This is a genomic window from Tildeniella sp., from assembly GCF_059505325.1.
Map to the genome: position 1 here is coordinate 59665 of NZ_JCACKI010000022.1, position 15387 is coordinate 75051.

Annotated in this window: 15 protein-coding genes; 9 read left to right on the forward strand and 6 right to left on the reverse strand. The window is 51.5% G+C overall.

Features of this window, described 5'->3' with window-relative positions; genetic code table 11:
• Positions 1 to 188 precede the first annotated feature (188 nt).
• On the reverse strand, positions 189 to 338 hold the full coding sequence (locus AC5JO6_RS09485; protein WP_496080817.1) for a hypothetical protein: 150 nt from the start codon (positions 336 to 338) through the stop codon (positions 189 to 191).
• Here AC5JO6_RS09485 and AC5JO6_RS09490 point away from each other — a divergent pair.
• A complete protein-coding gene (locus tag AC5JO6_RS09490; protein ID WP_496080818.1) occupies positions 322 to 2127 on the forward strand; it encodes a two-component system response regulator in 1806 nt (601 codons plus the stop codon). The genes AC5JO6_RS09485 and AC5JO6_RS09490 overlap by 17 nt on opposite strands.
• Before the next feature lie 49 nt (positions 2128 to 2176).
• Here AC5JO6_RS09490 and mutS read toward each other — a convergent pair whose 3' ends face one another.
• Positions 2177 to 5086: a DNA mismatch repair protein MutS gene (gene mutS / locus AC5JO6_RS09495; protein ID WP_496080819.1), complete on the reverse strand. Its 2910-nt coding sequence runs from the start codon at positions 5084 to 5086 to the stop codon at positions 2177 to 2179.
• Positions 5087 to 5228: 142 nt separating this feature from the next.
• Between mutS and AC5JO6_RS09500 the strand changes: the two genes are divergently transcribed.
• The 3 genes from AC5JO6_RS09500 to AC5JO6_RS09510 all read left to right on the forward strand — a co-directional run bounded on the left by AC5JO6_RS09500 (position 5229) and on the right by AC5JO6_RS09510 (position 8112).
• Positions 5229 to 5639 carry a DNA mismatch repair protein gene (locus AC5JO6_RS09500; protein WP_496080820.1) on the forward strand — a complete coding sequence of 137 codons (411 nt, stop codon included), beginning with the start codon at positions 5229 to 5231 and terminating at the stop codon, positions 5637 to 5639.
• Positions 5640 to 6295: 656 nt separating this feature from the next.
• The gene (locus AC5JO6_RS09505) at positions 6296 to 7369 is read left to right on the forward strand and encodes a type II secretion system protein N (RefSeq protein WP_496080821.1); all 1074 of its coding nucleotides are present in this window, start codon (positions 6296 to 6298) and stop codon (positions 7367 to 7369) included.
• Positions 7370 to 7536: 167 nt separating this feature from the next.
• On the forward strand, positions 7537 to 8112 hold the full coding sequence (locus AC5JO6_RS09510) for a TIGR04376 family protein (protein WP_496080822.1): 576 nt from the start codon (positions 7537 to 7539) through the stop codon (positions 8110 to 8112).
• A gap of 4 nt (positions 8113 to 8116) precedes the next feature.
• On the opposite strand, the gene AC5JO6_RS09515 is transcribed toward AC5JO6_RS09510, so the two are convergent.
• Positions 8117 to 8437: a hypothetical protein gene (locus AC5JO6_RS09515; protein ID WP_496080823.1), complete on the reverse strand. Its 321-nt coding sequence runs from the start codon at positions 8435 to 8437 to the stop codon at positions 8117 to 8119.
• Positions 8438 to 8636: 199 nt separating this feature from the next.
• Here AC5JO6_RS09515 and ligA point away from each other — a divergent pair, with 199 nt between their 5' ends.
• The gene (ligA, locus tag AC5JO6_RS09520) at positions 8637 to 10838 is read left to right on the forward strand and encodes an NAD-dependent DNA ligase LigA (RefSeq protein WP_496080824.1); all 2202 of its coding nucleotides are present in this window, start codon (positions 8637 to 8639) and stop codon (positions 10836 to 10838) included.
• Between the two features lie 228 nt (positions 10839 to 11066).
• A complete protein-coding gene (locus AC5JO6_RS09525) occupies positions 11067 to 11864 on the forward strand; it encodes a cobyrinic acid a,c-diamide synthase (protein WP_496080825.1) in 798 nt (265 codons plus the stop codon).
• Between the two features lie 12 nt (positions 11865 to 11876).
• Here AC5JO6_RS09525 and AC5JO6_RS09530 read toward each other — a convergent pair whose 3' ends face one another.
• Entirely contained in the window at positions 11877 to 12026 is a 150-nt protein-coding gene (locus AC5JO6_RS09530) for a hypothetical protein (RefSeq protein ID WP_496080826.1), read from the reverse strand.
• Here AC5JO6_RS09530 and AC5JO6_RS09535 point away from each other — a divergent pair.
• The 3 genes from AC5JO6_RS09535 (at position 12025) to rpsU (ending at position 13416) form a co-directional block, all read left to right on the forward strand.
• A complete protein-coding gene (locus AC5JO6_RS09535; RefSeq protein WP_496080827.1) occupies positions 12025 to 12660 on the forward strand; it encodes a DUF4333 domain-containing protein in 636 nt (211 codons plus the stop codon). The genes AC5JO6_RS09530 and AC5JO6_RS09535 overlap by 2 nt on opposite strands.
• A gap of 164 nt (positions 12661 to 12824) precedes the next feature.
• Positions 12825 to 13145: an RNA-binding regulator gene (gene rbp, locus AC5JO6_RS09540; protein ID WP_496080828.1), complete on the forward strand. Its 321-nt coding sequence runs from the start codon at positions 12825 to 12827 to the stop codon at positions 13143 to 13145.
• Positions 13146 to 13239: 94 nt separating this feature from the next.
• Positions 13240 to 13416: a 30S ribosomal protein S21 gene (rpsU, locus tag AC5JO6_RS09545; protein ID WP_496080829.1), complete on the forward strand. Its 177-nt coding sequence runs from the start codon at positions 13240 to 13242 to the stop codon at positions 13414 to 13416.
• A gap of 23 nt (positions 13417 to 13439) precedes the next feature.
• Here the strand turns inward: rpsU and AC5JO6_RS09550 are convergent, their stop codons facing one another.
• Together AC5JO6_RS09550 and AC5JO6_RS09555 are read right to left on the reverse strand one after the other, a co-directional pair.
• Positions 13440 to 14258: an ABC transporter permease gene (locus AC5JO6_RS09550; protein ID WP_496080830.1), complete on the reverse strand. Its 819-nt coding sequence runs from the start codon at positions 14256 to 14258 to the stop codon at positions 13440 to 13442.
• Positions 14259 to 14322: 64 nt separating this feature from the next.
• Positions 14323 to 15225, reverse strand: a complete 903-nt coding sequence (locus AC5JO6_RS09555; protein WP_496080831.1) for an ABC transporter permease — start codon at positions 15223 to 15225, stop codon at positions 14323 to 14325.
• Positions 15226 to 15387 lie beyond the last annotated feature (162 nt).

The following is a 15387-nucleotide window of genomic DNA, read 5'->3' on the forward strand; positions in this document are numbered from 1 at the left end:
GGGCGCGATCGTCCTTACACGATTTGTGCCTTCGTCTACTGGCAACCGTTACTCGCGTTTTTCCGTCAGACCTTAGCAAGTAACCGCATTGCTTGGGCAGTATTCTAACTACCTTATCTTTTGCTGTGCCTGGAGATCATTTGGGCACACTAGCTCAAGGCAGCGTCATCCTTTAACGAAGGGGTAATCTAGATACAGCGGCAGAATGGACAGGTAGCGTCTGTGCTCAGTGGTACTTGCGTCTGCGATCGCGCCATGTACCCAGCCACACCACTTAAGAGAAACGCTAAGCCCTTCCCATGAACGACAGGCACAGTGGACATGACTAAAGCAGACATCCTTGTGATTGATGACACGCCACTCAACCTGCGCCTCCTTTCATCCATGTTGACAAAAGAAGGATACCAAGTACGGCAGGCGCTCAGTGGCAAGATGGCGCTCAGTGCCGTTCAGGTCGTGCTGCCAGATTTGATTCTGCTCGACATTATGATGCCCGAAATGGATGGCTACACGCTCTGTGAGACGTTAAAAGCGAAGTCAGACACTGCCAGTATTCCAGTGATTTTTTTGAGCGCTCTGACTGACGGCTTGGATAAAGCAAAGGCATTTACGGTGGGTGGGGCGGACTACATTAGTAAGCCGTTTCAGTTGGAAGAGGTGCTACTGCGCGTGCAAAACCAACTGGCACTCAGGGCAGCCGAAATCAGAACACAACAGTTCAATACGCAATTAGAAGAGCGCGTTAAAGAACGGACTCACCAACTTGAAGTTGCGAACCGTGAACTCTACCGCGAAATGCTTGAGCGCAAAGTGCTTCAGGCGCAACTGTTAGAAATGGCGCACCACGATGCGCTTACAGGCTTACCCAATCGTGCCTTATTTATCGATCGCACGAAAAAGGCGCTTGATGACAGCCAGGCTGATGCCACTGCACGCTTTGCCGTGTTGTTCCTGGACTGCGATCGCTTCAAAGTTGTGAATGATTCTTTAGGTCACTTCGTCGGCGATGAACTTCTACTGGCGATCGCCCGTCGTCTTACAGCAACCTTGCCATCTCATGCCACTCTCGCACGTCTCGGCGGCGATGAGTTTACGGTGCTGCTGGCATTTGACGATTTAGACAGTCTCATGCAGACGGTTCACCAGAGCCTGGATGCCTTTGCCAAACCGTTTCAGCTAGACCGACACGAGATTTTTATTACCGCTAGCATTGGTATTGCGATCAGCAACGCAGACTATAGTCAACCTGAACACATCTTGCGCGACGCAGATATTGCCATGTATCGGGCTAAAGCCTCTGGCAACCCGCCGTACCAAATTTTTGACCCTTCGCTGCACCACCTTGCTCTACAGCGATTACAGCTCGAAACCGACTTACGCAAAGCCATCCATCAACATGAATTTATCGTCCATTATCAGCCCATCATGGCGATCGCGACGGGCAGCATTATTGGCTTTGAAGCACTCGTGCGCTGGCTTCATCCCCAGCAAGGGTTAATTTCGCCAGCCACTTTCATTCCTATTGCTGAAGAAACAGGTTTAATTACACAAATTGGGCATTGGGTACTACATCAATCGTGTCAACAATTGCGACACTGGCAAGACGAGAAACTAACTGATTTGCCACTCACAATGAGCGTTAATGTTTCGGCACGTCAATTTGCACAAGCTGATTTAGTGAAGCAAATCGATCAGATCCTTGCTGAAACGCAGCTCAACCCTCAACAGCTCAAGCTCGAAATTACCGAAAGCGCCATTATGCAAAATGCACAAACGACAGCAAGCATCTTGCAAGAGCTGCAAAAACGACAGATTCAGGTCAGTATTGATGATTTTGGCACTGGCTATTCATCACTCAGTTACCTACATTCGTTTCCGGTGAATACGCTCAAGATCGATCGCTCTTTCGTTCAACAAATGGGCGAAAGCTCAGACAGTTTAGGGCTGGTTCCATTGATCATCAACATTGCTCACAAAATGGGCATGACTGTTGTGGCGGAAGGCATTGAAACTCAAACTCAGCTCAGTCATTTAAAGGCACTAAGCTGCGATTTTGGACAGGGTTTTTTCTTCTTCAAGCCGCTCGAAGCAGAGAAAATAAAAGCGTTACTTTCCTCCTACTCGTGAACGCAAGATCCCCGGCTTCTTTGAGAAGTCGGGGATCTGAGCAGCCAGATTACCCTTCACCAAAAATATCTAACTGTTCGATCGGTTGACTAACCTGATACGCTTTGCCATTCTTTTCATGAGCAGAGTGATTAGTTCGACCACCTTTACGTAAGCCGATCGCAATTTTGCTATGTTTCTCAATCTGCCCCATCACCTGCCGCGCTCGTTGAATCACGGATGCGGGTAAACCTGCCAACCGTCCCGCTTCGATGCCGTAGGAGCGATCGGCACCACCAGGCTGTACCTTGTGCAAAAAGATAATTTGATCCAGCAATTCTTTGACCACAACTTGATAGTTAGCGACATTCGGTAGAATCGACGCTAGCTCGTTGAGTTCGTGATAGTGGGTCGCAAAAATTGTGCGAGCGCCGATTTCCGTTGCTAGATGTTCGGCGACTGCCCAGGCGATCGACAGCCCATCAAATGTTGCCGTTCCGCGTCCAATTTCATCCAAAAGGACGAGCGATCTCGGTGTGGCGTGATTCAAAATATTTGCCGTTTCATTCATTTCCACCATAAAAGTGGACTGCCCGGTTGCCAGATCATCGACTGCGCCGACACGGGTGAAGATGCGATCGCAAACGCCTAGTGTCGTTGTCTGCGCTGGAACAAAGCTGCCCACCTGAGCCATCAGTTGAATCAACCCCACCTGACGGAGATAACAGCTTTTGCCGCTAGCGTTGGGTCCGGTAAGAACAATCAGATCGGGGGTGGGGTGTGGGGTGTGGGGTGTGGGGTATGGGGAAGAGTTTTGAGTTTCGAGTTCTGAGTTTTGAATTAAATCTCCGCGCCTCTGCGTCTCTGCGGTTTCCTGCCCTCCGCTCTTTGACCCCTGCCCCCCTAATCCCGTTGAATTGGGCACAAAGAAACCCGCTGGCAATGATTGCTCCACCACAGGATGACGACCTTCGAGGATTTGAATTGCACGGTTAGCAAGCATTTCAGGGCGGCAGTAGCCCTGATACACCGCTACTTCTGCCAACCCGCAAAGGACGTCGATCGCCGCCACCGATCGTGCCACCGTACGGATGAGTTCTGCCTGTTCACCAACCTGCGATCGCAACGCGGCAAAAATTTCGTATTCCAGATGGTTCAAGCTGTCTTGCGCCAATTGAATGCGATTTTCTCGCTCTTTGAGATCTTGAGTGATGTAGCGCTCTTCGCTAGTGAGAGTCTGCTTACGGGTGTAGCCATCGGGCACCTGCTGCCCCGCTTTGGCGCGAGAAATGCTGATGTAGTAACCAAAGGTTTTGTTATAACCCACTTTGAGCGTGGGAATGCCTGTGCGATCGCGCTCGACCACTTCCAGGTTCCTGATCCAGTCTTGATCGGCATCGACTTGCTCACGCAGGGAATCTAACTGGGCGTTGACTCCTGAGCGAATCAGGTTGCCATCCGTGAGGTACAGCGGTGGCGTTTCGACCAGATGAGCGTGGAGATGCTGACCCAACTGCTCTAAAATCGGCGGCACGGTCTGGAGGTCTTGCAGGTAGCGCGATCGCGTTCCTTCCACCAGTCGCCCCAAATCGGGTAGTTTGTCAAGAGAGTCTGCCAGCGCGACCAGATCGCGGGCATTCGCGGTGCCTGAACCAGCACGACCCGCCAACCGTTCCAGGTCGTAGATTTGCTTGAGCAGGCGTTGTAGCGTTTGGCGCAGAGAGCCGTTTTCAACCAGTTCGGCGATCGTCTCCTGGCGATCGTCAATCTGTGCTAGCTTCAGCAATGGTTGCAGGAGCCAGCGTCGCAGTGCCCGACTGCCCATCGCCGTCACTGTTTTGTCAAGTGCCCACAGCAATGACCCATGATAGGTACCATCCCGCGCCGTTTGCGTAATTTCTAGATTGCGCCGCGTCTGGTGGTCAATCACCAAATACTCAGTGAGTGTATAGGTGCAGAGCGGCTGTAGGGGAAAGGTTTTAAGGGCGGCAGGATGGAGGAGAGAGGGGAGAGGAGAGGCAGGAGAAGAGTCTTGACGATCGTCTTGATCCGTCACTTCCTGCTTTTTAGCCTTTATCCGTTCGCCTTTATCCCTTCCTATGCCTCTCTCTGTGCTGGTTTCCACATATTCCAACAGTCCGCCTGCTGCCCGGACTGCCAGTGGCAAGTGTTCACAGCCCATGCCTTCGAGCGATCGCACCCGAAAGCGTTGCAGCAAGCGATAGCGGGCTTCTGACAGGACAAAGGGAGCATGCGATCGTAGCGTGTAGCAAAACTGGGGCGGCAGGCAATCCGGCAAATGCTCTGATTTTTCTCCTGGTCGCAGCAGGCTGACTAGATCGGGCGCGTTGGTAGGCACCAATACTTCAGATGGCTGTAAGCGCATCAATTCCTGGGTTAACTGCTCTAGCTCTTGCGCCTGCGTGGTGAGAAATTCGCCAGTAGAGACATCGGCATACGCCAGCCCCCAATGGTTGCCCGCGATCACAACTGCGGCTAAAAAATTGTTGCGACGAGCATTGAGCATCCCTTCTTCGAGAATGGTGCCGGGAGTGATCACGCGGGTAATATCGCGCCGCACAAGCTGTCCCTGAGCTTCGGCAGCATCTTCCATCTGGTCACAAACGGCGATCGCAAAGCCTTTCTCGACCAGCACCGCACAGTAGCGATCGAGCGCGTGATGGGGAATGCCTGCCAGCGGTACTTTGCCGACTTCTTTGCCTGCATCTTTCGCGGTCAAAATCAGCTCTAGCTCACGAGCAATGGCGATCGCATCTTGAAAAAACGTCTCGAAAAAATCGCCCACGCGATAGAGCAATAGAGCGTGAGGATACTGATCTTTCAGCTCCACGTAATGACGAATCATGGGTGTGAGCAAGGCGCGATCGACCGATCGATGGTCGGCATAGCGTACCGCGTGTTTCACTAAGCGTTCTGGCAACCCATTTGTAAACTCAGAGGTAGAGGCAGCATCCGTCATGAATCAATGTCAGGGCAAAGGTCTTCAATCACTTTAACGTTGATTCGCCATCGTCTTTATGGGGAACGCTAGGGTTCAACTAGCTGGGAGACTGCCAGAACGTCTCTCAACTCAACTTAATCATTTATGAGGCTGAAAACTCATGCAAGATCTCGGTATTAGTGATGCTGTTGCTCATCCCCTCGCCTACTATCGGAATCATCTAGAATTCAATGGCTATCATGTCGAAGAGGATGACGATACCATTTTTGGTCGCCACCTCAGAAAGGCTAACCTTTTCGTTAGACAAATGCTGGGTAGAGGCGTTTTGGTCAGTACGATTTACTCGGTCGAACCCAATATTAACCGAATGCATCTTCTGGAATATGTGAATGATTTGAATACTGTTTTTCTCTTTATGAAAGCATATATTGGTCAAGACGATGATCTGTTTCTGGAAACTTTTCTTGAGGGTGATTACGATCGGACAAATTTTTCGATTCTGTTAGACAACATTGAATACGACATTGCCACATTTTACAAAAATGAGCTGACGAAAGAGTATTTGCGATAAAGCCACCGCGATTTTGACAGAACTCAGCAATTGATAGCGCTGTACGATCGTCCGATCAGTAATGCTCTCAACTTGAGGGGTTGGCTTTCTATAGAGACGTTACGGTGTAGCGGTTCCTAATCCAGTGAAGTACAGTTGCAAAGAGGCAGAGGGCAAAGGGCAGAGAGCAGAGGGCAGAAGTTAAAGAGAACGTCGGCTTTCCTTCTGCCTCCTGCCTTCTGCCTTAAAACCCCAGCCCTTGTACTACTCTAATGGGAACCGCTATAAGGTTTCTATAGTTAGTTTGAAGCGCTGTGCGTTCTGGAGAAAGGTGCATTCTAGAAAAATAGTGGTTGGACGATTTCTGTAGTTTTTTGAACAATTAGCAGAGAAGCGATCGTTTTGTCCGATCTGCTGCTAGGGTGAGGCATTCTACAAACTATGCAGCGATCGCTGCTTATACAGCAGTCCCAAATCAGTTGTGAGCCGCACTAAAGCATTGAGCGATCAGAGAAAAGCTGATGGCTGACCGCTGACTGCTAAAAGCTGATAGCCATATTGCTTCTCACGATTCGTTTAGGAGCGCTACAGATGAAATCGCTTTAAATCTAGATGCTCCCAAATGGTTTGCATCTTCTATACTACTCTCGTGTCTTAAACTCCTTAATGGGCGAACTATGTCTCAGGATGTCAGCGCCAGTAAAGGGCTGCTCAAGCCAGCCGCTGCGCCACTGTTTTCAGCCGACTCATTTAGCTCCGATGTGACAGAAGCGGGCAACTTTCCGGTTGAGTCATACGCCGATCGCTTAATGGACGATTTGTTTGGCGATGTGGAGCGACTGCTAGATGGCGGTGCAAAGCTGCCTGCTGAGCCTGTACCTTTAGACGCGCCGACACCCGCCTTAAAAGCGCCAAAGTTTGGTGGTTTTGTCGATCTAGTATCACCGTTGATGCGTCGATCGGAGCTTGATTCACCCACAACAGACGAGCGGGAAGATGACGCACTGTTGGCACAACAGACAATGGGGCGATCGCTGACTCGCCAACCCTTGCTCAAGACTGTGCGCGAGTCTGTGCGCTCTTATGATCGGCTGCTGTTAGGCGTGGGGGGTCTTTCGCTGGTGGCTGTTCTGGCTACCTGGCTGTTGAGCCAACAGGCGCAGCGACCGACTGCACCCGCTGCGATCGCTCCACAGACCGCAGCAAGCAATCCCACTACAGCCGCAACCGATAATCAATTTATCACCTACTTGCAGCAGGCACTCAAAGCGATCGACCAACAGCAACCCTCTGGTAACTCTCCTCCTGCAAGTAATGGCGTGCCAGCGCTACCTACCGTGCAACTGCCAGGTAGCCCCAATCTTCAAACTGCCCCTACCACAGGTGCAACACCAAACAGCGCGACCCGCCCAGCCACAGGTTTATCACGGCTGTATGTACCGATCTATCAGGTGCCGCAAGCACAGTCGAGCAGACCGTCGGTTGCGCCTTTGCCTACTGCTAATGCCCCTACCGCTGTGCGTCCGCCCATCCCGCTTTCGGTGCCGGGTATTGCCAAAACGCTGGTTGGGGTGCTGGAATTGGGCGATCGCTCTGCTGCTCTCATTGAAATCAACGGTGTGACCCAGCGCTATCGCATCGGCGAAAGCATTGCTACCAGCGGCTGGACCCTGGTTGAAGTCTCTAACAACCAGGCAGTCGTTCGTCGCAATGGTGAAGTGCGATCGGTTTTTATTGGTCAGAACTTCTAGGAGTTGTTAGTTTTTAGTGGTTGGTTGTTAGAAGCTGGAAGTCAGAAGCTAATTCAAAACTCAGTACTCTCTTCATTTCTTAGGCTTCATCCTTTAGCCCTTCGCCTCTTGACTTCCTCGCTAACGACTAAAAACCAACCACTAACAACTGCCTGCGGAGCATACACATGGGTCTGTTTGACGATTTCAGCAACTTTCTCGAAACGCGGCTCGAGGAATTTTTGCGCGACAATCCGCAACTAGAGCTGCTCGTGCTCGAAGAGAAGCTGCGCGATCAGGAAGAAGAAACCTTGACGCTCATGACCGACCTGAGACGACAAGAAAAAGCGCTTCAGGATGAAATTCTGGCGATCGCCCGCGAAATTCAGCTTTGGCATGGTCGTATTGAGAAAGCCAAAGCATCAGGGCGGCTCGACCTTGCAGAACCAGCTCAGGAACATGAAGCAAGCCTTTTGCGAAAAGGCAACCAGCGCTGGGGGCAGATGGAAGTTCTCAAAGAACGCCTCAAGCAAACCCAGCAGTTACAGCAACAAATCCAGCAGCGACGCAAAGAAGTACAGGCAAAAGTGGCACAGGCACAGACGACTCGTGCGGCTGCCTCCACTACTGAACAAAAATGGAACAGCGCTGGCTGGAACCAGATTCCTAACTCATCCAGCAGCGTTGGTGACTTAGAGCATCAGTTTAGACGCTGGGAAGCCGAAGAAGAACTACAGGAACTCAAACGCAAAATGGGACGGTAGAGCGCTAAGTTCCCGGTTGGTGAGGCTTGTTAATGGTGAAGGAAATTTGGCTCCTGGCACGATCGCGTTGTAAAGGCAAATCGTCCTGCACCGGAGTCTGTGGTTTTACAGGGATTTGAGCGGTTGCACGCTCATCCTGAAACGCGTCTGGTTTCTCGTAGTCCAGGTGAAACGGGAGATGGGTCAGCTTGTCATAGTTGGATGCGATCGCCAGAAACGCGCCACCCAAAATAAGCATTGGTAGCGGCAACGAGAACTGCTCGATCCAATGCAGCACTTCCGCTGCGCCAAAGAGCAAAATAAAGCAGGTAAGCCAAATTTTCATCGCCAAACCCAGGCTAGTTAGAGGGTACACATTACCTCGCAGCATACCCGAAAATTTTAGTTTTGACCGCCCTACTACCGCAGAGACGCAGAGGCGCGGAGAAAGAATTCTGTGTGCTCTGCGCCTCTGCGGTTAAAATCCAATTCCAGTCCCACCGCTGCAACGCTACACTAAGTCTGACTTTCTCCGATCGCTGGTTATGGATGCCCTAGAAATCACTTCTGAAGTCGAACAGCGTGTTAAGGAATTGCGGAAACTGCTCTCGCAAGCCAGCTATGACTATTACGTGCTGGATGCACCCACGATCGAAGATGCCGTCTACGACCAGCTTTATCGGGAATTAGTCGATCTAGAAACCCACTATTCAACGTTGATTACGCCCGATAGCCCGACTCAGCGCGTGGGCGATCGACCTGCCAGTCAATTTATTTCCGTCAAGCACAACATTCCGCTTTACAGCCTGGAGAATGCCTTTAGCAACGAGGATTTGACGAAGTGGCAGGAGCGTTGGCAACGACAGCTAGTAGCGGTCAGCGGTCAGCAGTCAGCAGATGAACCATTTGACTACGTATGCGAACTGAAGATTGATGGTAATGCGCTGGCACTGACCTATGAGAACGGTCTTTTGGTGCGGGGTGTAACTCGTGGCGATGGCATTGCTGGCGAAGAGATTACGCAAAATGTGAGGGCAATTCGATCGATCCCCCTACGGCTCAATCTTGACAAGCCACCACCACTCGTAGAAGTACGCGGTGAGGCATTTCTACCACTATCATCCTTCGAGCAAATCAACCAGGATCGAGAGCAGGCAGGAGAAGCGCTCTTTGCCAACCCCCGCAACGCTGCTGCTGGAACACTCCGTCAACTAGATGCCAAGATTGTTGCCCGTCGCAAACTTGATTTTTTTGCCTACACGTTGCATTGGGGAGGGCAGGAGGCAGGAGGCAGAGGGCAGGAGGCAGGAGGCAGAGGGCAGGAGGCAGGAGGCAGGAGGCAGGAGACAGAAGGGAAAGCAGAGGGAACAGAGGAAGCGATTCAAAACTCGACACTCGATACTCCCCCACTCCCCACTCCCCACTCCCTACTCCCGACTCCCCACTCCCAATGGGACTGTCTCGAACTTCTCCAACAAATGGGTTTCCGCGTCAACCCCGAACGGCAGCAATGTTCCGCTTTACAGGCTGTGCAGGACTATTGCGATCGCTGGTCGATCGAGCGTACTCAACTCCGCTATATGACCGATGGTGTAGTGGTCAAAATCAACTCGCTGGCGCTGCAACAGCAGTTGGGTTTCACGCAAAAATTTCCTCGTTGGGCGATCGCGCTCAAATATCCTGCTGAAGAGTCACCCACGATCGTCGAGCGCATTAGCGTCAACGTCGGGCGTACAGGTGCCGTAACTCCACTGGCAGAAATGCGTCCCGTGCAGTTGGCAGGCACCACTGTGGCGCGGGCAACCTTGCATAACAGCGATCGCATCGCTGAACTCGATATCCGTGCGGGTGATACCGTCATCGTGCGTAAAGCAGGCGAAATCATTCCCGAAGTGGTGCGCGTCCTCTATGACTTGCGACCGGACGGCACGGAACCCTACCAAATGCCAACTCATTGCCCAGAATGCAGGCAACTATTAGTTAAACCTGTAGACGAAGCCGTCACTCGCTGTATCAACGCGTCCTGTCCAGCGATTCTGCGTGGCGCACTGGTTCATTGGGCATCCCGACAGGCAATGGATATTAACGGCTTGGGCGAAAAGCTCGTGTTGCAATTTGTAGACACAGGACTCGTGCAGTCGGTCGCTGATTTGTACGACATTACCGTCGATCGCTTACTCCTCCTCGAACGCATGGGCAAAAAGTCTGCCGAGAAGTTAATACAGGCGATCGCTGATTCTAAACAACAGCCCTGGTCAAGAGTCCTCTATGGTCTGGGCATCCGTCATGTAGGCAGCGTCAACGCCCAAATTTTGACCCAGCGCTTTCTCACTGTGGAGGCACTGGCAGGCGCAGAAGTCAGTACGATCGCCACGGTCTTTGGCATTGGCACCGAAATTGCCCAATCGGTCTACGACTGGTTTCAAAACCCCAGTAATCAGCAGCTCATTCAACGCTTGCAAGCGGCTGGACTACAGTTTGCTGGCGACGCGACACCATCGGTTCAAACCAAGGCAGCGATCGCAGGCAAAACGTTCGTTGTCACTGGCACACTGCCCACACTGAAACGCGACGAAGCAAAAGACATAATCCAGGCAGCAGGCGGTAAAGTCACCGATTCTGTCAGCAAGCGCACTGACTATTTAGTGGTCGGAGAAGATGCAGGTTCCAAACTCGAAAAAGCGCAAACGTTGGGCATTGCTCAACTATCGGAAGCAGAACTCCTGGAACTGTTGGCAGAAGGATGAAGGATAAAGGATAAAGGATGAAAGATGAAGGATAAAGGATGAAAATTTTGGGTTTTGAATTAATTTGACCACTGACGACACCCTTAGCCTTTAGCCCTTAGCCTTTAGCCCTTAGCCTTTAGCCTTTCAGTTCACTCCCAACCCCCTCAAATTCGCCTTCCGTCCCTGTTCATCACGCCCTTGCTTGGGCACACTAGAGAGACCGATCGACACCCTTTTCGGTCACGCATGAGCAAGCGCAAAGGTAAGAAAGCAAGCCCGCCCGAACTGTCTAGCGCTGAGAGCATTCTTTCCATGCTGCCCTTGGAGGCGCAGCAGTGGGCAGAAAGTTTACCCTGGAATCAGCGTCGCTTTGTGCTGTCACTTTGTCATTTGATGTGTGCTGCCTCGCCTGAAATGCGAGCCAGTTTTTTGGATGACTATACAGCCGATGGCTTAATTTCCAAAGTCCTGGAAGACCGCGATACCAAACAAAAAGTCAGCCATTATTTAGAAGAATTTAACGTTGGCACAGAGCTGAATCCGATCGCGCTCAGACGCTACATTCGACAGTTTTATATTCACTCGGCTCAAGATGTGCGAGGTCAACCTGATCTTTACCTGGAATCGGCACTGAGACTGGTGATGAGTAACACAGAGCGCAACAATGTGTTCAACTATATTCTAGGTTTTGAACTCATCAAAATGATGTTTCAGATGAGCTGGTTTCAGCATGAAAAGCTTTATCGGCTACAGCGCAATCAGGATGAATTCATCAATACCTACATTCGCCCCATTCAGCACACACACAAGCTCAACCGCATTATCGTACCGAAAGATGAGCGGCTGTTTTTTGCGCGACGCGACTATTTTGTGCAAAAGCCTATCATTAGTGAAAGAAAGTTAGTTGAGCTGGCGATCGCCACCTTCACCACCGAAATCACAACCAATTTTGGCTTCTCGATTATCCGGCATTCCCAATCACTGGTTTTTGACTACGACTACATCTTTGAAGCTGAGCAAGAAGTGTTGTCTTACACGGAATAAAGTGCTTAGCCATCAGCAGCCAGCCCATGATTTAAAGCTGATAGCTGATAGCTGACCGCTGATAGCTGACCGCTGACCGCTGACCGCTGACCGCTGATAGCTGACCGCTGACCGCTCATCAAAAAGCGCTACGATAGGCAGTGCAGCAGAGAGCGTAGTCATGAGTCAGCCTTACAGTTTGGAAACGGGATCGCGATCGACATCCCTTCGCGTTAGCAGCAGGCAGCAGTGGCTGCATCTGTCAGTCGTGCTTTCTGCAGTCGTTCTTCTAGCAAGCTGCACCAATCAGCCGCAAACAACGGGCAATGGGAACGCTTCACCCACCCCGTCAATCACACCAACGCTCACCCCTAGCCCTGAAGCCACCAGCAAGTCGCAAGCAACGAAAGACCTGGAAAACCGCTTAAGCAGGGCGTTTACAGCCACGACTAAAGTGCCACTGGATTCGGTTGATTGTCCCGCGCAGTTTGATGTCAAGGCGGGAAATCGTTTTAACTGTCAGGCAATGTCTGAGGGGCAATCCTTTGCGATCGGCGTAGAGCTGACTAATCCAGACGGGCAGTTTCAGTGGAATACCAAAAGCCTGCTCGTCCTGTCAAAGCTAGAGCAGTTTATTCAGAGTCGCATCCGCGAGAAAGGTGGACCCGACGTTACAGCCAATTGTGGCGGTAGACTTCGTGTGGCTCAACCGGGAGACACGTTTGAGTGCAAAGTAACGGGTGCCCAAGCACAATCGCGATCGGCGCAAGTGAAGGTCAAGGATGAGCAAGGCAGTGTCGATATTTCCCTACGCTAAGGACGCGAGATTCCTTCACAGTATGGTAAGTAGCGGTTGCAGATCTTGATCCTGTGTTAATCTAGGTTCCAGAGTTTGATTCGGTTGCGGTGTTTGTTCTTGGTTTCAGCAGGCTTCTCTCCGGATTTAAACCTCCACACTTAATTACTCTCCGGAGATATTCCATGTCAATCTATGTAGGCAACCTTTCCTACGCCGTTACACAAGAGGATCTCAGCAGCATTTTTGCAGAGTATGGCACGGTCAAGCGTGTTCAACTGCCCACCGATCGCGAAACCGGTCGTCCTCGTGGTTTTGGTTTTGTCGAGATGGCAACCGACGCTGAAGAGACTGCCGCGATCGAGGCACTAGATGGTGCAGAATGGATGGGGCGCGACCTCAAAGTCAACAAAGCGCGTCCCCGCGAAGACCGCAAACCCTCTGGCGGTGGCATGGGCAGCAGAGGCTATTCCAGCAGCAGAGGCGGCGGCTACTCAGACAATTAGCGTACATTTTCCAGATCATACGTTCGCTCCAGCGAGGCTCTTTTACTCGGAATATCGTTGGGGTCTTTTATCGAGCTAAGGCTCAGAGGATTGCATGACTCAGGTAGTTTTAGGTGAGAACGAGGGCATTGAGTCGGCTTTGCGCCGCTTCAAGCGCCAGGTGTCTAAAGCAGGCATCTTCGCAGATATCAAACGACTGCGCCAGTTTGAGACCCCGATCGAAAAGCGTAAGCGCAAAGCGATCGCCAAGCGCAAGCAACGCTTTAAGTAGGTCAGTTTTCTCGTAGGCAGTACTTAACCAAGCCGCTCTCGTTCGCTACGATAGCGGACGAATTCCGCCGCAAAAAAAATCAGACCGGATGTCAGGATCAGCACCACGCTAAGTGCGTTGATGTCCGGTTTGACCCCTGTACGAATGCGGCTGAAGATTTCCATCGGCAGCGTGTTGGTGCCACCACCCGCCGTAAAACTGGCAATGAGAAAGTCATCCATACTGAGCACAAACGCCAACAGGCAACCAGAGACGATCGCAGGCATCAACTCTGGTAAAAGCACTTGCACAAACGCCTGTCCTGGGGTCGCACCTAAATCCAGTGCGGCTTCTTCTAGATGCGGGTTCAGGTTTGTGAGACGGGTGGAAACCACCAACGCAACATAGGATAGGCAAAAGACAACGTGTGCCGCCACAACAGTCCATAAGCTCAGTTGAATCATGCCGCCACTAAACGGGATCGCGACGGCTGCGAGAAAGACTAGCGTCGAAACGGCGATCGCAATGTCTGGAATAATCAGCGGTAAGTAAGACACGCCTCGATATAGACTCCTGCCTGGAAAGTTGTAGCGTGCTAACCCCACTGCCATCAGCGTGCCAATAATTGCCGCAATACCAACTGCAAAAAACGCCACACTCAGGCTATCTGCCAGTGCTGAGAGAATGCGGCTGTCGTTGAAGAATTTGCCATACCACTCCAGCGTAAAACCTTGCCAGCCAGCGCTATACGGCGATCGGTTAAAGCTGTAAACCGTCAGTACCAGAATGGGCAGGTACATAAAGCCAAACATTAGCAGTGAGAAGACTGCCTGCCAGGAGAGAGGAGCTTTGGCTTTGGGCATGAGGGGTAAGGAGTGAGGGGTGAGGAGTGAGGGGTACTAGATTTGAATTGAGTCTAACTACACCTTAAACATTGGTCGCGCTACGATCGCCGTATTTCAACAGAAGCGCGATCGCCACGCTGACTGCCAAAATCAACAAACTGCTGAGGGCTGAACCAAAGCCCCAATTTTGAGTAGCACCGAGAAATTGATTGTAGATCAGACGAGCCGCCGTCATACTTGATGCACCGCCTAAGAGTTCTGGGTCAATAAAGTCGCCCAACCCAGTAATGAATACCAGCAGCGCACCAGCGGTAATGCCCGGTAAAGTTTGTGGCACCGTGACTCGCCAAAACACTTGTGACGGTGGTGCGCCCAGATCGGCAGCCGCTTCTAGCAGTTGGCGATCGAGCTTTTCTAACGAGGCGTAGAGAATTAGCACCATATAAGGCAATAGGCTATAGCTCATGCCCACCAGCACGGCGGGACTCCGGTTGAGGATGTCAAGCGATGGCAAACCCAAACCGTTGAGCAACGAATTGAGTACGCCCGTTGGTCGCAGAATGGTGATCCAGGCATAGGAGCGCAGCAGTGAGGATGTCCACAGGGGTAAAACAAAGCCGACGACCAGTAGATTTTGCCAGCGCTTCGGCACCATGACGGCAATCCAGTACGCCACCGGAAACCCCAGCAGCAGGCAAATAATCGTCGTGCCCAGAGCAAAGAACAGCGATCGCCCCAGCACTTGCAAATAAATCGGCTGGAAGATTAGTGCATAGTTGCTCAACCCTGAAGGATTTACTACCTGTCCCGGTCGAATTCCAGGCACCAGACTTAGCTCTAGAATCAGCAAGGTAGGAATGACCAGCAGCAAGCCTAGCCAAACTCCTGTCGGACCCAGAAGCAGCAGTGGCTCCAGCCATTTGGGCAATTCTGTGCGATCGCTAGGCGGAGCGTTAGACGATGCAGAAGGGGATGCTTGGGACATGGGGTTAGGAGTGAAGGCTAAGGGATAAAGGCTAAAAGCTAAAAAGAGTTTGAGTTGAACCAGTGGTTGGTGATAAGCCATTCCTGACTACTAACTACTGAGACTCTTGACCGCTGACCGCTGACCGCTGACCGCTGACCGCTGACCGCTGACCGCTGACCG

What these genes read in the sequence shown, in the direction of transcription:
- AC5JO6_RS09490 (WP_496080818.1), top strand. Translation starts at nt 322, where the DNA reads ATGACTAAAGCAGACATCCTTGTGATTGATGACACGCCACTCAACCTG.
- AC5JO6_RS09485 (WP_496080817.1), bottom strand. Translation starts at nt 338, where the DNA reads ATGTCTGCTTTAGTCATGTCCACTGTGCCTGTCGTTCATGGGAAGGGC.
- mutS (WP_496080819.1), bottom strand. Translation starts at nt 5,086, where the DNA reads ATGACGGATGCTGCCTCTACCTCTGAGTTTACAAATGGGTTGCCAGAA.
- AC5JO6_RS09500 (WP_496080820.1), top strand. Translation starts at nt 5,229, where the DNA reads ATGCAAGATCTCGGTATTAGTGATGCTGTTGCTCATCCCCTCGCCTAC.
- AC5JO6_RS09505 (WP_496080821.1), top strand. Translation starts at nt 6,296, where the DNA reads ATGTCTCAGGATGTCAGCGCCAGTAAAGGGCTGCTCAAGCCAGCCGCT.
- AC5JO6_RS09510 (WP_496080822.1), top strand. Translation starts at nt 7,537, where the DNA reads ATGGGTCTGTTTGACGATTTCAGCAACTTTCTCGAAACGCGGCTCGAG.
- AC5JO6_RS09515 (WP_496080823.1), bottom strand. Translation starts at nt 8,437, where the DNA reads ATGAAAATTTGGCTTACCTGCTTTATTTTGCTCTTTGGCGCAGCGGAA.
- ligA (WP_496080824.1), top strand. Translation starts at nt 8,637, where the DNA reads ATGGATGCCCTAGAAATCACTTCTGAAGTCGAACAGCGTGTTAAGGAA.
- AC5JO6_RS09525 (WP_496080825.1), top strand. Translation starts at nt 11,067, where the DNA reads ATGAGCAAGCGCAAAGGTAAGAAAGCAAGCCCGCCCGAACTGTCTAGC.
- AC5JO6_RS09535 (WP_496080827.1), top strand. Translation starts at nt 12,025, where the DNA reads ATGAGTCAGCCTTACAGTTTGGAAACGGGATCGCGATCGACATCCCTT.
- AC5JO6_RS09530 (WP_496080826.1), bottom strand. Translation starts at nt 12,026, where the DNA reads ATGACTACGCTCTCTGCTGCACTGCCTATCGTAGCGCTTTTTGATGAG.
- rbp (WP_496080828.1), top strand. Translation starts at nt 12,825, where the DNA reads ATGTCAATCTATGTAGGCAACCTTTCCTACGCCGTTACACAAGAGGAT.
- rpsU (WP_496080829.1), top strand. Translation starts at nt 13,240, where the DNA reads ATGACTCAGGTAGTTTTAGGTGAGAACGAGGGCATTGAGTCGGCTTTG.
- AC5JO6_RS09550 (WP_496080830.1), bottom strand. Translation starts at nt 14,258, where the DNA reads ATGCCCAAAGCCAAAGCTCCTCTCTCCTGGCAGGCAGTCTTCTCACTG.
- AC5JO6_RS09555 (WP_496080831.1), bottom strand. Translation starts at nt 15,225, where the DNA reads ATGTCCCAAGCATCCCCTTCTGCATCGTCTAACGCTCCGCCTAGCGAT.